Origin of the sequence: Geodermatophilus sp. Leaf369 (assembly GCF_001424455.1) — a bacterium.
Classification (GTDB): Bacteria; Actinomycetota; Actinomycetes; order Mycobacteriales; family Geodermatophilaceae; genus Klenkia.
The window spans coordinates 407,429-421,069 of the sequence record NZ_LMQA01000003.1 but is presented as its reverse complement, the minus strand read 5'-3'; the positions used below and the strand labels follow the sequence as shown (position 1 = coordinate 421,069).

13 protein-coding genes are annotated in these 13,641 nt (G+C 73.0%); 7 read left to right on the top strand and 6 right to left on the bottom strand.

Annotated elements, in window-relative coordinates:
- Window positions 1-174: 174 nt before the first annotated feature.
- Window positions 175-1,935, bottom strand: a complete 1,761-nt coding sequence (locus ASG36_RS16350) for a biotin carboxylase N-terminal domain-containing protein (protein WP_055766178.1) — start codon at window positions 1,933-1,935, stop codon at window positions 175-177.
- A gap of 130 nt (window positions 1,936-2,065) precedes the next feature.
- Here ASG36_RS16350 and ASG36_RS16345 point away from each other — a divergent pair, with 130 nt between their 5' ends.
- Window positions 2,066-2,785 carry a trans-aconitate 2-methyltransferase gene (locus ASG36_RS16345; protein ID WP_055766175.1) on the top strand — a complete coding sequence of 240 codons (720 nt, stop codon included), beginning with the start codon at window positions 2,066-2,068 and terminating at the stop codon, window positions 2,783-2,785.
- Between the two features lie 8 nt (window positions 2,786-2,793).
- Here ASG36_RS16345 and ASG36_RS16340 read toward each other — a convergent pair whose 3' ends face one another.
- From ASG36_RS16340 to ASG36_RS16330, 3 genes are read right to left on the bottom strand one after another with little or no spacing between them, the layout of a single operon-like run.
- Complete coding sequence (locus ASG36_RS16340; RefSeq protein WP_055766172.1) at window positions 2,794-3,390, bottom strand: nucleoside triphosphate pyrophosphatase; 597 nt, start codon at window positions 3,388-3,390, stop codon at window positions 2,794-2,796.
- Window positions 3,387-3,602: an acyl-CoA carboxylase subunit epsilon gene (locus ASG36_RS16335; protein WP_055766169.1), complete on the bottom strand. Its 216-nt coding sequence runs from the start codon at window positions 3,600-3,602 to the stop codon at window positions 3,387-3,389. The genes ASG36_RS16340 and ASG36_RS16335 overlap by 4 nt, the downstream gene beginning before the upstream one ends.
- Window positions 3,599-5,173: an acyl-CoA carboxylase subunit beta gene (locus ASG36_RS16330; RefSeq protein WP_055766369.1), complete on the bottom strand. Its 1,575-nt coding sequence runs from the start codon at window positions 5,171-5,173 to the stop codon at window positions 3,599-3,601. Before ASG36_RS16330 ends, ASG36_RS16335 begins: the two co-directional genes overlap by 4 nt.
- A gap of 74 nt (window positions 5,174-5,247) precedes the next feature.
- On the opposite strand from ASG36_RS16330, the gene ASG36_RS16325 reads away from it, so the two are divergent.
- The 4 genes from ASG36_RS16325 (at window position 5,248) to ASG36_RS16310 (ending at window position 10,868) form a co-directional block, all read left to right on the top strand.
- Window positions 5,248-6,078, top strand: a complete 831-nt coding sequence (locus ASG36_RS16325) for a biotin--[acetyl-CoA-carboxylase] ligase (protein WP_055766166.1) — start codon at window positions 5,248-5,250, stop codon at window positions 6,076-6,078.
- A 34-nt stretch (window positions 6,079-6,112) separates the two neighbouring features.
- Window positions 6,113-6,679, top strand: a complete 567-nt coding sequence (locus ASG36_RS16320; RefSeq protein ID WP_055766163.1) for a PH domain-containing protein — start codon at window positions 6,113-6,115, stop codon at window positions 6,677-6,679.
- An 86-nt stretch (window positions 6,680-6,765) separates the two neighbouring features.
- Window positions 6,766-7,914, top strand: coding sequence for an exonuclease SbcCD subunit D (locus tag ASG36_RS16315; RefSeq protein WP_055766160.1), 1,149 nt, complete (start codon window positions 6,766-6,768; stop codon window positions 7,912-7,914).
- Entirely contained in the window at window positions 7,911-10,868 is a 2,958-nt protein-coding gene (locus ASG36_RS16310; protein WP_055766159.1) for an AAA family ATPase, read from the top strand. The genes ASG36_RS16315 and ASG36_RS16310 overlap by 4 nt, the downstream gene beginning before the upstream one ends.
- A gap of 3 nt (window positions 10,869-10,871) precedes the next feature.
- Here the strand turns inward: ASG36_RS16310 and ASG36_RS16305 are convergent, their stop codons facing one another.
- Together ASG36_RS16305 and ASG36_RS16300 are read right to left on the bottom strand one after the other, a co-directional pair.
- Window positions 10,872-11,333 carry a MaoC/PaaZ C-terminal domain-containing protein gene (locus ASG36_RS16305; RefSeq protein ID WP_055766366.1) on the bottom strand — a complete coding sequence of 154 codons (462 nt, stop codon included), beginning with the start codon at window positions 11,331-11,333 and terminating at the stop codon, window positions 10,872-10,874.
- Window positions 11,334-11,346: 13 nt separating this feature from the next.
- A complete protein-coding gene (locus ASG36_RS16300) occupies window positions 11,347-11,826 on the bottom strand; it encodes a GtrA family protein (protein ID WP_055766156.1) in 480 nt (159 codons plus the stop codon).
- Between the two features lie 66 nt (window positions 11,827-11,892).
- Between ASG36_RS16300 and ASG36_RS16295 the strand changes: the two genes are divergently transcribed.
- On the top strand, window positions 11,893-13,098 hold the full coding sequence (locus tag ASG36_RS16295; protein ID WP_055766152.1) for a 5-(carboxyamino)imidazole ribonucleotide synthase: 1,206 nt from the start codon (window positions 11,893-11,895) through the stop codon (window positions 13,096-13,098).
- A 20-nt stretch (window positions 13,099-13,118) separates the two neighbouring features.
- Window positions 13,119-13,628, top strand: a complete 510-nt coding sequence (gene purE, locus ASG36_RS16290; RefSeq protein WP_055766149.1) for a 5-(carboxyamino)imidazole ribonucleotide mutase — start codon at window positions 13,119-13,121, stop codon at window positions 13,626-13,628.
- Window positions 13,629-13,641: the final 13 nt, after the last annotated feature.

The window sequence follows — 13,641 nt, the reverse complement described above, 5'->3', positions numbered from 1 at the left end:
GTGTCCTACGGGCCCTCGGGTGCGGTGACATGGCATGCCGGGACGTGGAACAACCCGGGTGCGGTGGCCCAGCTGCTCGACGACGGATCGCTGGCAGTCATCAGTTCTGCGGGCCGTGAGCTCTGGTCGTCGCCTGCTGCGGCGTAACCGGCAGGTGCAGCCGGGTTTCGATGATCAGCCGGTCACGTCGTCGGTGATGGTGCAGAGAACCGCGCCACTGGTGACCGTGGCCCCCACCTCGGCCGACAGCCCGGACACCGTCCCGGCCTTGTGCGCAGTGATCGGCTGCTCCATCTTCATCGCCTCGAGGACCATGACCAGGTCCCCGGCCGCCACGGTCGCACCGTCCTCGACCGCGACCTTCACGATCGTGCCCTGCATCGGCGAGGTGAGGCTGTCCCCGGACGCACCGGAGCCGCCCGCGCCGCCCCCGCGCTTGCGGGGCTTGGCAGCAGTGCCGGCGGGTGCGCCACCCCCGGCAGCCAGCCCGGCGGGCAGCGAGACCTCGAGCCGCCGGCCGCCGACCTCGACGACGACGGTCTGCCGCTCCTCGGGCTCGTCGCCCTCGGCGGCGGCACCGAACGGCTCGACCTGGTTGTCCCACTCGGTCTCGATCCAGCGGGTGTGCACGCTGAAGGGCTCGGAGGTGAAGGCCTCGTCCCGGACGACGGCCCGGTGGAACGGGATGACCGTGGCCATGCCGTCGACCTGGAGCTCGTCCAGCGCCCGGCGGGCCCGGTCGAGGGCCTCGGACCGGGTGGCGCCGGTGACGATGAGCTTGGCGAGCATGGAGTCGAACGCGCCGGCGACCTCGCCGCCGAGCACGACGCCGGAGTCCCACCGCACGCCGGGGCCCTGCGGCACGGTGAGCCCGGTGACCGGGCCGGGGGCGGGGAGGAAACCCCGGCCGGCGTCCTCGGCGTTGATCCGGAACTCGATGCTGTGCCCACGCGGGACCGGGTCCTCGGTGATCTCCAACGGCAGGCCGTCGGCGATCCGGAACTGCTGGCGGACCAGGTCGATGCCGCTGGTCTCCTCGCTCACGGGGTGTTCGACCTGCAGGCGGGTGTTCACCTCGAGGAACGAGATGTCGCCGTCCACACCCACCAGGTACTCGACCGTGCCGGCACCCACGTAGTCGGCCCCGCGGACGATGTCCTTGGCGCTGGAGTGGATGCGCTCGCGCTGCTCGTCGGTCAGGAAGGGCGCGGGCGCCTCCTCGACCAGCTTCTGGTTGCGGCGCTGGAGCGAGCAGTCCCGGGTGCCGACGACGACGACGTTGCCGTGGGTGTCGGCCAGTACCTGCGCCTCGACGTGGCGGGGGTGGTCCAGGAACTTCTCCACGAAGCACTCACCGCGGCCGAAGGCCGACACGGCCTCGCGGACGGCGGAGTCGAAGAGCTCGGGGATCTCCTCCATGGTGCGGGCGACCTTGAGCCCACGGCCGCCACCGCCGAAGGCGGCCTTGATCGCCACCGGCAGGCCGTGCTCCTCAGCGAAGGCCACGACCTCGTCGCCGCCGTCGACCGGGTCGGTCGTGCCCGGCACCAGGGGCGCGCCGACGGATGTGGCGATGTGCCGGGCCTGCACCTTGTCGCCGAGGGCGATGATCGCCGCGGGGGAGGGCCCGATCCAGGTGAGCCCGGCGTCGAGGACGGCCTGGGCGAAGTCGGCGTTCTCGGAGAGGAAGCCGTAGCCGGGGTGCACGGCGTCGGCCCCGGACTGCTTCGCGACCTCGATGATCTTGTCGATCACCAGGTAGGACTCGCCCGGGGTGTTCCCGCCCAGCGCGAACGCCTCGTCGGCGACCCGCACGTGCAGGCCGTCCCGGTCGGGCTCGGCGTAGACGGCGACGCTGGTCAGGCCGGCGTCCTTGCACGCGCGGGCGACCCGGACGGCGATCTCGCCCCGGTTGGCGATCAGGACCTTCTGCACAGCGCAGCCTCCTCGATGAGAACCCGTCGGACTGTAGCCAGCCCGTCGCGAGGATCCTCGATCAGGGGCGCGCCGAGCGTCTCGGCCGCACCTGCAGGAACCGGAACTGTCTTGCCCCTACGTTGGTGAGATGGACTCCGACGACGGCAGGTCTGGCCCCCATCGAGAGCAGTCGCTGAACGCGTCCTTCGACGCAGACCCTCATGGGTATGACGAGATGCGGGCCTCGGGTCACATGGCACGACGGCGACTCGAGTTCTTCGACAACGTGGTGGCCCACTCAGAGGGAACCGTTGTCGAGATCGGTGCGGGGACGGGCGTTCTGCTCCGGCAGCTCGCCGAGCGACACCCCGATCGGTCGTTCGTCGGCGTAGAGCCGCTGCAGAACTACGTCGAGTTCGCCCGCCAACAGGCTGAGAGCGCCGGGTTGAGAAACACACGCTTCGAGGTCGGCACTGCCGAGGACCTGGGGTCGATCGTCGGAGGCGCTTCGGCGGGTCTGGTCATCAGCGTCGACATGTTGCACCACGTCGAGGACGTCGGTGACGTCGTTGCTCAGGTCCGCCAGGCAGTCCGTCCCGGGGGGCAGTGGCGGGCCATGGAACCCAACCGTGTTCATCCCTACGTCTTGGCCTACCACGTGCTAACCGAGGGAGAGCGGGTGTTCCCCGTGCGCGCCTTCCTCCGACTGGCGGACCAAGGGGGATGGCGCTTGCACGGCCGCCGGAACATGTACGTCTTCCCCAGCGGTGTGCAGAAAGTGCCGACATGGGCCAAGCACTTCGAACGCATCGCCGAGCGGCTCCGCCCGGTCGCGGGTGCGGTCGTACTGGATCTCAGGGGCGTCTGAAGACCACGTCACCAGAGGTCGGTGATCGCGACGCCCCCGCGATTGAGCTGTAGCCGGAGGGTATGGAGCGACAGGCCGACGACGGCCGACGGGTCGCCCTCGATGCGCCTGACGAAGGGGGCCCCGAGTCCGTCGAGGGTGAAGGCGCCGGCCACCTGGAGAGGCTCGCCGGAACCCACGTAGGCCTCGATCTCCGCCTCGGTGGGGGAGGCGAAGTGCACCGTGGTCGACACGACGGCCACGTCGCGCCGGGCGATCGAGCCGCGCTGCACGTCCAGCAGCGCCTGCCCGGTGTGCAGCGTGCCGCTGCGTCCGGCCATCCGCCGCCACCGCGCGCGGACGTCCGCGGCGTCGACCGGCTTGCCCAGGGGTTCCCCCCGGAACTCGAGCAACGAGTCGGCGCCGATGACCAGAGCGTCGTCGAGGTCCGTCGCGACTGTCTGCGCCTTCGCCGTCGCCAGCAGGGCGACCAGCTCGCCCACCCGGGGCGAGCGGACGGCCGACTCGTCGTAGCCGCTGACCACGACGTCGGGCGACAGGCCGGCCTGCCGCAACAGCTGCAGTCGGGCGGGGGACGCCGAGGCCAGGACCAGCCGGCGGCTCATGCGAACCGCCCCGCGGCGCGCCAGCCACCGGGGCCCGGCTGCAGGGGTGTCCGTACGACGTCCCCGCGGGACGCCCACGCCCCCACCGGCGTCGGCCGGCGACGGCTGCGGCGCTGGGACAGCGCCGCGACCACCACGGTCAGGGCGGCGAGCTCCTCGGCGGAGGGCTCGCCCCGGACGACGCGCAGCAGCGGACGGGCCGGCTCGGTCACAGCGGGATGTTCCCGTGCTTCTTCGGCGGCAGCGTCTGGCGCTTGTTCGCCAGCAGACGCAGCGCCCGGGTGACGTGGACCCGGGTGTGCGAGGGCGGGATGACCGCGTCGATGAACCCGCGGTCGGCGGCGATGTAGGGGTTGGCGAGGGTGTCCTCGTACTCGGTGATCAGCTCGGCGCGGCGGGCGTCCGGGTCGTCGGAGGCCGCGAGCTCCTTGCGGTAGAGGATCCCGACCGCGCCCTGGGCTCCGACGACGGCGATCTGCGCGGTCGGCCAGGCCAGGTTGACGTCGGCACCCAGGTGCTTGGAGCCCATGACGTCGTAGGCGCCGCCGTAGGCCTTGCGGGTGATGACGGTGACCAGCGGGACGGTGGCCTCGGCGTAGGCGTAGATGAGCTTGGCGCCGCGGCGGATGATGCCGTCCCACTCCTGGGAGGTGCCGGGCAGGAAGCCGGGCACGTCGACCAGGGTCAGCACCGGGATGTTGAAGGCGTCGCAGGTGCGGACGAAGCGGGCGGCCTTCTCGCTGGCGTCGATGTCCAGGGTGCCGGCGAACTGGGTGGGCTGGTTGGCCACGATGCCCACCGGACGCCCCTCGACCCGACCGAAGCCGATCAGGATGTTCGGGGCGAACAGCGGCTGCACCTCGAGGAACTCGCCGTCGTCGAGCACGTGCTCGATGACGGTGTGCATGTCGTAGGGGCTGTTCGCGGAGTCCGGGATGAAGGTGTCCAGCTCGGCGTCCAGGTCGCTGACCGACTCCGGCAGGGAGACCTCGACCGGGGCGACCTCGAGGGTCGGCAGCGGGTCCAGGTTGTTGCTGGGCAGGTAGGACAGCAGCGCCTTGACGTAGTCGAGGGCGTCCTCCTCGTCGCTGGCCAGGTAGTGCGCGACGCCGGACTTGGTGTTGTGCGTGCGGGCGCCGCCGAGCTCCTCCAGCGTCACGTCCTCGCCGGTCACGGTCTTCACGACGTCGGGGCCGGTGATGAACATCTGGCTGGTCTCGTCGACCATGACGATGAAGTCGGTGAGGGCGGGGGAGTAGACGTGCCCCCCGGCCGCGGCACCCATGACCAGCGAGATCTGCGGGATGACGCCCGAGGCGTGCACGTTGCGCCGGAAGATCTCGCCGTACAGACCCAGGGAGACCACGCCCTCCTGGATCCGGGCGCCACCGCCCTCGTTGATCCCGATGATCGGGCAGCCGTTGCGGACGGCGAGGTCGAGCACCTTGACGATCTTCTCGCCGTAGACCTCACCGAGGCTGCCGCCGAACACCGTGACGTCCTGGGAGAAGACGCAGACCGGACGGCCGTCGACGGTGCCGTACCCGGTGACGACGCCATCCCCGAACGGGCGCTTGGCGTCCATCCCGAAGTTCGTGGACCGGTGCCGCGCGAACTCGTCGAGCTCGGTGAACGACCCCGGGTCCAGCAGCGCCTCGATGCGTTCGCGGGCGGTCATCTTCCCGGCGGCGTGCTGCTTCTCCACCGCACGGTCCGAGCCCGCGTGCGCGGCCTCGTCCAGGCGTCGTTCGAAGTCCGCCAGCCGGCCCGCGGTCGTGTGCATGTCGATGTCCGCCGGGACGTCCTCGCCGGCATTGCCGAGTTCAGCCGTGGTCACAGCGCCGTAGCGTAGGTGACGTGGCCGACACACCCGCAGGACGCTGGTCCGACCTGGACCGTCCCGCCCTCGACGCGACCGCGCTCTCCGCGGTGCTGGCGCGCGACGGCTCGATGTGGCGCACGGTCGAGGTGGTGTCGCAGGTGGGCTCGACGAACGCCGAGCTCACCGCCCGGGCCGCGGCCGACGAGGCCGAGGGCGTCGTGCTGGTCGCCGAGCACCAGGCCGCCGGGAGGGGCCGACTGGACCGGGTCTGGACGTCGCCGCCCCGGGCGGGGGTGACGGTGTCGGTGCTGCTGCGTCCCGACGTCCCCGCCGCCCGTCGCGGCTGGCTGTCCCTGTTGACCGGGGTGGCCCTGGCCGAGTCGCTGACCGAGGTCGGGCGCACCTCCTTGAAGTGGCCGAACGACCTGCTCGCACCCGACGGCCGCAAGCTCGCCGGCATCCTCGCCGAGGCGTCCGGGACGGCCGTCGTCGTCGGCGTCGGGCTCAACGTCTCCACCCGCGAGGACGAGCTGCCCGACACCGGGACGTCGCTGCAGCTCCTCGCCGGTCGACCCGTCGACCGGGCACCCGTGCTGCTGGCCTACCTGCGTGCGTTCGAACGCCGGTACCGCACCTGGGTGGAGCACGCCGGCGACCCGGTGTCCTCCGGCCTGGCCCGGGACTACCTGGCCTGGTGTTCCACGGTCGGTCTGGAGGTGACCGTCACCCTGCCCGACGGTCGGACCGTGGACGGCATCGCCGAGGCCGTCGACTGGGACGGCCGGCTCGTCGTCCGGACCGACCAGGGGCGGCTGGAGCTGGCCAGCGGCGACGTGCGACACGTGCGGCCCCGCGCCGCCGGGTGATGACGGCGGGGTCGGGGTCGGTCATCCTGGCGGCGTGGCCTACCCCGACAAGCTGCTCGGCGACGACGAAGAGGTCGTGCGGCACCTGCACCCGCACTGGCTGACCGTCTTCTGGCCGGTCGTCTTCTTCCTGGCCCTCGTCGGCCTGGGGTCCTTCGGTGCGGCCCTGATCCCGTCGGGGTCCAACCAGGGGGTCTACCGCCTGGTGATCGTGGTGGTCGCGCTGCTGCTGGCCGTCGTCTTCGTGGTGGTGCCGCTGCTGAGGTGGCGGACGACGCACTACGTGATCACCACGCACCGGCTGCTGCACCGGGTGGGGATCCTCTCCCGCACCGGCCGGGACATCGGCCTGTCCCGGATCACCGACGTGACCTACAGCCAGACCCTGTGGGACCGGATCATCAACTCCGGGACGCTGACCATCGAGACGGCCGGGGACGGCGGGTCCACGGTGTTCTCCGCCATCCCGGACTCCGAGGGCGTGCAGCAGCTCCTGAACCACGTGGTCGAGGAGGACGCCGACCGTCGGGCGCAGGAGAGCGCGGGCTACATCGGCCAGTACTACCGCGGTGACACCGGGCCGGTCCCGCCCCAGCGCTGAACCCCGTCTGCCCCAGGGGCCCCGGACCGGTCCGTCACGGCGAGCCCGGAGCGGTTTTGTCGGAGGGTCCACCTAGCGTCGCGACCATGCGGTTGATGCACACCTCGGACTGGCACGTGGGCCGGTCCCTGCACGGCACCGAGCTCCTGGCCGAGCAGGAGGCCGTGCTGTCCGGGCTGGCCCGGGTGGTGCGCGAGGAGTCCGTCGACGTGGTGCTCGTCGCCGGCGACGTGTACGACCGGGCCGTCCCCTCCGCAGACGCCACGGGCGTCCTCGACCGGGTGCTGTCCCGACTGCAGGCCGCGGGCGCGAAGGTGGTGCTGACCCCCGGCAACCACGACTCCGCCCGTCGGCTGGGTTTCGCCTCCGGGCTGCTGACCGCCTCGGGGGTCCACGTGCGCGCGTCCACCGGCTCGCTCGACGAACCGGTCCTGCTGGCCGACGAGCACGGTGAGGTCGCCGTCTACGGGTTGCCCTTCCTGGAGCCCGAGGTCGCCCGGCACGAGCTCGGTGCCGACGTCGCCCGCTCGCACCAGGCCGTGCTGTCGGCCGCCATGGACAAGGTGCGGGCAGACCTGTACTTCCGCCCCGGTGCCCGTTCGGTCGTGCTGGCCCACGCGTTCGTGGGCGGCGGCCTCCCCAGCGAGAGCGAGCGGGACATCGCGGTCGGCGGGGTCGACCTCGTGAGCCCCGCCGTCTTCGAGGGCGTCGACTACGTGGCACTGGGTCACCTGCACCGGCCACAGACCCTCAGCCCGCGGCTGCGCTACAGCGGTTCGCCGATGGCCTACTCCTTCGGCGAGGCCGGCCAGCGCAAGCAGGTCTGGCTGGTCGACCTGGACGCAACCGGTCTGGCCGAGGTGCGGGCCGTCGTGCTGCCTACCCCCCGGGAGCTGACCGTGCTGGACGGCGACCTGGCCGACCTCCTCGCCGACCCGGCCCACGAGGCGGTCACCGACCACTTCGTCTCCGCCCGGCTCACCGACGCGGTCCGACCCGCCGACCCGATGCGTCAGCTGCAGACGCGGTTCCCGCACTGCGTGCACCTGGAGTGGTCCGGGGCCGGCACCAGGGACGACGGGCGCAGCTACACCGACCGGCTGCGTGGCCGGGACGACCTGGCGGTCGCCGGGGAGTTCGTCACCCACGTCCGGGGCGTCGGGGCCTCGGCGGCCGAGCGCGAGCTGCTCGGCCGAGCGCTCGCGGTGGCCGATCGGGAGGAGGTCGCGCGATGAGGGTCCACCAGCTGTCGGTACGGGCCTTCGGTCCCTTCGCCGGCGAGGTGTCGGTCGACCTCGACGAGAAGGGCGCCGACGGTCTCTTCCTGCTGTGGGGTCCGACCGGCGCGGGCAAGACCTCGCTGCTCGACGCGATCGTCTTCGCGCTCTACGGCACCGTGCCGGGGGTCCGTGGTCACGAGAAGCGGTTGCGGAGCGACCACGCCGGGGTCGACGTACGCACCGAGGTCCGGTGCGAGGTCACGCTCGGTGGGGAGCGGCTGCGCATCACCCGCCGGCCCGAGCAGCAACGGCCGAAGAAGCGGGGCACGGGGTCGACCACCGAGCAGGCGACCCTGACGGTCCAGCGGCTCACCGACGGCGGGTGGGAGCCGGTCAGCACCAGGATCGACGAGGGATCGGAGCACCTGCGCACCCGCCTCGGGCTGTCGGCCGAGCAGTTCTGCCAGGTCGTCCTCCTGCCCCAGGGCGACTTCGCCCGCTTCCTGCGGGCCGAGCCCGACGACCGGGGCCGCCTGCTGCGCACGCTCTTCGACGTCGGTCGGTTCGCCCGGGCAGAGGACTGGTTGGCCGAGGAACGGCGTCAGGCCGACGAGCTCACCCGAGCCGCTCGTACGGCCGTGGGCACCGTGCTGGCCCGGGTCGCCCAGGTCGCCGATGTCGACGTGCCCGAGGACCTGGCCCCCGACCTGGTGGGAGCCGCCGGGGCCGGGGTCGACCGCTGGGTCGCCGAGGTGCTCGCCGACGCGCGGGAGGACTCGGTCGAGTCGGCTGCCGCAGCCGATGCCGCCCGCGCACAGCTGGACCTGCGTGAGACGGAGGCCGCGGCGGCCCGGTCGCTGGCCGAGCGGCACACCCGCCGTGACCGGGCCCGCCGGGACCTGGACGGGTTGACGGCCGGGGCCGCCGATCTCGAGTCGGCCCGGGAGACTGTGGAGGCCGCCCGTCGGGCCGAGCCCCTCCGGGACGTCCTGGAGGACGTCGAGCACGCCGGTCGGGCCGCTGAGCGTGCTGCGGCCGACCTCGACGTCGCCCAGGCCGCGTGGACCGCCGTGGCGGACGGCGCCCCTGCCGACACCCTGACGGCTCGTGCGCTGCGGGACGAGGCAGCTGCAGCCCGCGCCCTCGAGCCGGAGGTCGCCCGCGCTGCGGGTCTGCGCCGCTCCGCCGACGCGTTGGACCGCGAGGTGGACGTGCTCGCCTCCCGGGTCCTCCAGGCCGAGGAACGCTGCGCGGCTCGGCCGGCGGAGCAGGCTGCAGCCGAGGCCGCACTCGCCCGGGCGACCGATGCGCAGTCCCGGCGGCCGGGGCTGGCGGCCGCCCTGGCCCGGCTCACCGACGTCGCCGCCGCGAGCGTCGCGGCCGACCGGGCCGGTCGAGAGCTCGCGTCCGCGGAGGCCGCCGTGCTCGCCGCCCGCGAGGGCCTCGTCGGCGCCCGGGAGCGGGCCGCGGACCTGCGTGCGGCCCGCCTCGAGGGCATGGCCGCCGAGCTCGCCGCCACTCTCGCGGCCGGTGACGACTGCCCGGTCTGCGGGTCCCTCGAGCACCCCCGACCCGCCGAGCACGTCGGCGCCGTGGTCACCGCGGCCGAGGAGGACGACGCCCGCGCCGCGGTGGAGCGCTCCGAGCACGACCTGCACGGGGCGCTGGAGACCCAGGGCCGGTGGACCACGGAGGTGGCCGCGGCGGTCGCGATCTCCGACGGCGTGGGAACCGACACGGCAGCCGCAGCCCGGGAGGAGGCCCGCGTGGCCCTGGCCGAGGTGGATGCGGCGGCAGCCGGTCTCGGGCGGGCACAGCGCGGGCTCGAGGCGTTCCGTGAGCGGGCCGAGGACGAGGACCGCCGGGTGGTGCTGGACCGGGCAGCTCTGGCGTCCCGGACTGCTGAGCGGGACGCGACCCGGGCAGCACTCGCCGAGCTGACTGAGGTGCTCACCCGAGCGACCGGCGACGACCACGACCTGGCCAGCCGGGTGCGGCGGCTGGGACGGCAGGCCGACCGCTGCGACGCGGTGGTCGACGCGGTGGCGAGGGACCTCCGGGCCCGCGGCGACCTCGCTGCCGCCGAGGGACGTGCCTCGTCCCGTGCCGCGGAGGCCGGCTTCGCCGACGTGGCCGAGGCCGCCGCCGCACTGCTGGAGCGCGGGGAGCTGAGACGTCTGGACGGTCTGCTGCGCGACCACGACCGGGCCCTGGAGGCTGCCCGGTCAGCCCTCGCGGCGCCCGACCTCGTGGACCTGGGTGCTGCTCCCGACGAGGCAGCGACCGGCGAGGCCCTCCGCTCCGCCACCGCCACCCGGGAAGCCGCCGTCGCCGCCACGGTCGCCACGTCCCGCCGTCTCGTGGACCTGGAGTCGCTGGTCGGGGCACTGACGACCGCGCGGATCCGGTTGGACGAGCGTCGCGCCCACGCCGACCACGTGGGTTCTCTCGCCGACCTGGTGACCGGCCGCGGCGCCAACACCCGGAAGATGCGCCTGCAGTCCTTCGTGCTCGCGGCGCGGCTGGAGCAGGTCGCCGAGGTCGCCAGCAGTCGGCTGCAGGAGATGTCCGGTGGCCGCTACACGTTCCTGCACAGCGACGCCGTCGGCCGCCACGGAGCTCGGGGTGGGCTGGGCCTCGACGTGCTCGACGAGTACACCGGGATCCGTCGGCCCACCAAGACGCTGTCCGGCGGGGAGAGCTTCATGGCCTCCCTGGCCCTCGCCCTGGGCCTGGCGGACGTGGTGACCGCCGAGAGCGGCGGGGTGCAGATCGACACGCTCTTCGTCGACGAGGGGTTCGGCAGCCTCGACCCCCGGGCCCTCGACGCGGTGATGACGGTGCTCGACGACCTGCGTCGAGGCGGCCGGGTCGTCGGGGTGGTCAGCCACGTGGAGGAGCTGCGCACCCGCATCCCCAGCCGGATCGAGGTCCTCGCCGGCCGCGACGGGTCACGCCTGGCGGGGTGAGCCTCAGTCGGGGAGCTGCTCGCGGCGCCGGAACCAGCCCCGGCCCCGCATCCTCAGGACAGGCACGTCGTCCCGGCTGAGCACCCAGCGCAGGCTCACCGTGCCCAGCTCCGGAGAGCGGGACGAGGGCTGGGCGTCTTCGACGGTGAGTTCGAGGCTCAGGGTGTCGCCGCCGTAGACCGCGGCCAGCCAGCGCAACTCGTCCATCCCCGGGGACGTGTCCGCGGCGGCGCGGTCCAACAGGTTCTCCGCGTAGAGCTTCATGCACAGGCTGGCGGTGAAGAAGCCGCTGGCGATGACGTCGCCCCACGACGAGGCGGCTGCCCGTTCCGGGTCCACGTGGTACCACTGCGGGTCGTACCGGCGGGCGAAGTCGATCATCTCGGCGCGGTCCACGGTGATGGCGCCCAGGTCGAACACCCGGCCCACGGTGAGGTCCTCGAAGAAGACGGTCGGCTGACTCACACCGGCCACGGTGTCACACGGTCTCGGTGCTGCGGTCCGGTGTCGTGGGCTCAGCGGCCGGGAAGACCCACCGGCGGTAGCAGAGGTAGCGGATCACGGTGCCCAGGGCGATCGAGCCGATGTTCGCGATCTGGAGCACGAGCGCGCCGTCCTGCCCCAGCGGGTAGCGGACCAAGGCGACGATCGCCAGGCCCAGCAGAAGGGTGAATCCGTTGATGACGGCGAACAGCAGGTACTCCCGCCGCACCCCGGTGCGCGCCCGGTGGGAGAAGGACCAGTAGCGGTGGGCGAAGTAGGCCACCGTCATCGAGATCAGCGTGGAGACCAGCTTGGCCGTCACCGCTCCCCAGCCCAGGTGGGCGTAGAAGAGCTGGAAGAGCCCGATGTCGATGACGAAGCAGACCCCGCCGACGATCCCGAAGGCGCCGAGCTCCTTGATCAGGAGGCGCCAGCTGACGCCCGTCCGACGGCGCAGGGACTTGAGCAGCGGCACGACCGTGAACTGTACGGAGACCGACCCGGTCGACGCTCGTCCGACGGTCGATAACCTGACCCCACCATGGCCGATCCCCTGCACCCTGAGACCGGCACGCCCGTCGTCGCGATGGTGGGTGGTGGGCAGCTCTCCCGGATGACCCACCAGGCGGCCATCGCGCTGGGCCAGACGCTGCGGGTGCTGGCGACCGACCCGGCCGAGTCGGCGGCGCTCGTGGCCGGGGACGTCCGCATCGGCGACCACCGGTCCCTCGCCGACCTGGAGTCGTTCGCCGAGGGCGCCACCGTGGTCACCTTCGACCACGAGCACGTCCCCACCGACCTGCTGCACGCGCTCCAGGCCGCCGGGCACCGGGTCGCCCCCGGCCCGGATGCGCTGGTGCACGCCCAGGACAAGCTGGTCCTGCGCCGGGCGCTCGCCGAGGCCGGGGAGCCCCAGCCGGCGTGGGCCCAGGTCGACACCGCCGACGACGTCGCCGCCTTCGCGGGGGACCACGGGTGGCCGGTCGTGCTCAAGACCCCGCGCGGTGGCTACGACGGCAAGGGCGTCTTCGTCGTCGGTGACCGCGGCGAGGCGGCGACCCTCCTGGAGCGGCACGGCACCCTGCTGGCCGAGGAGCGGGTCGACATGGTCCGCGAGCTGGCTGCCCAGGTGGCCCGTTCGCCGTTCGGTCAGGTGGCGGTCTACCCGGTCGTCGAGACCGTGCAGCGGGACGGCGTCTGCAACGAGGCCCTCGTGCCTGCCCCCGGCCTGGACGACGAGCTGGCCACCGCCGCCCAGGAGATGGCGGTCCGCATCGCGGACCGGCTCGGGGTCGTCGGCATGCTCGCCGTCGAGCTGTTCCAGACCCCGCACGGCGTGCTGGTCAACGAGCTGGCCATGCGACCGCACAACTCCGGGCACTGGAGCATCGAGGGGGCCCGGACCAGCCAGTTCGAGCAGCACCTGCGCGCCGTCCTGGACTACCCGTTGGGGTCGACGGCGATGACCGCGCCCGTCGTCGTCATGGCCAACGTGCTCGGCGGGGACGCCGCGGACGAGGACTGGACCGGGCCCGCACTGGACGAGCGGATCCACCACTTCATGGCGCACTGGCCCGACGTCAAGCTGCACTGGTACGGCAAGGGCCAACGCCGCGGTCGCAAGCTCGGGCACGTGACGGCGTTGGGGGAGGACCTCGAGGAGGTCCGGGCCCGCGCCGTCTCGGCCGCCCGCTACCTGGCCGACGGCGTCGTCGACCCTGCGTTCGCCTTCCCCGACCACGACTGACCGACCCCAGGAGCCCGAGCATGAGCGACCCGATCGTCGGCATCGTGATGGGCAGTGACTCCGACTGGCCCACCATGGAGCCGGCTGCGCAGGCACTCGACGAGTTCGACGTGCCCTGGGAGGCGCACGTGCTCTCCGCCCACCGGACCCCGCACCGGATGCTCGAGTGGGCCGGGGCCGCCGCCGGCCGGGGCATCCGGGTCGTGGTCGCCGGGGCCGGGGGAGCGGCGCACCTGCCCGGCATGATCGCTGCGGCGACCCCGCTGCCGGTCATCGGCGTCCCACGGCCGCTGGACCTGCTCGACGGGCTGGACAGCCTGCTCTCGATCGTGCAGATGCCCGCCGGGGTCCCGGTCGCCACCGTCAGCATCGGGGGCGGCCGCAACGCGGGGCTCCTCGCCGTCCGCATCCTGGCCTCGGGTGATGCCGAGCTGCGTGCGCGGGTCGAGCGGTTCCAGGCCGAGCTGGCCGACTCGGTCGTGGCGCGTGACGAGACGCTGCAGCAGCGGTTGGCCTCTCGCCGCGTGTGAACCGCGGCTAACC

Excerpts from the sequence above, each read along its gene's own strand:
- ASG36_RS16310 (WP_055766159.1), top strand. The coding sequence starts at position 7,911 with ATGAGGGTCCACCAGCTGTCGGTACGGGCCTTCGGTCCCTTCGCCGGC.
- ASG36_RS16330 (WP_055766369.1), bottom strand. The coding sequence starts at position 5,173 with ATGCACACGACCGCGGGCCGGCTGGCGGACTTCGAACGACGCCTGGAC.
- purE (WP_055766149.1), top strand. The coding sequence starts at position 13,119 with ATGAGCGACCCGATCGTCGGCATCGTGATGGGCAGTGACTCCGACTGG.
- ASG36_RS16315 (WP_055766160.1), top strand. The coding sequence starts at position 6,766 with ATGCGGTTGATGCACACCTCGGACTGGCACGTGGGCCGGTCCCTGCAC.
- ASG36_RS16295 (WP_055766152.1), top strand. The coding sequence starts at position 11,893 with ATGGCCGATCCCCTGCACCCTGAGACCGGCACGCCCGTCGTCGCGATG.
- ASG36_RS16340 (WP_055766172.1), bottom strand. The coding sequence starts at position 3,390 with ATGAGCCGCCGGCTGGTCCTGGCCTCGGCGTCCCCCGCCCGACTGCAG.
- ASG36_RS16345 (WP_055766175.1), top strand. The coding sequence starts at position 2,066 with ATGGACTCCGACGACGGCAGGTCTGGCCCCCATCGAGAGCAGTCGCTG.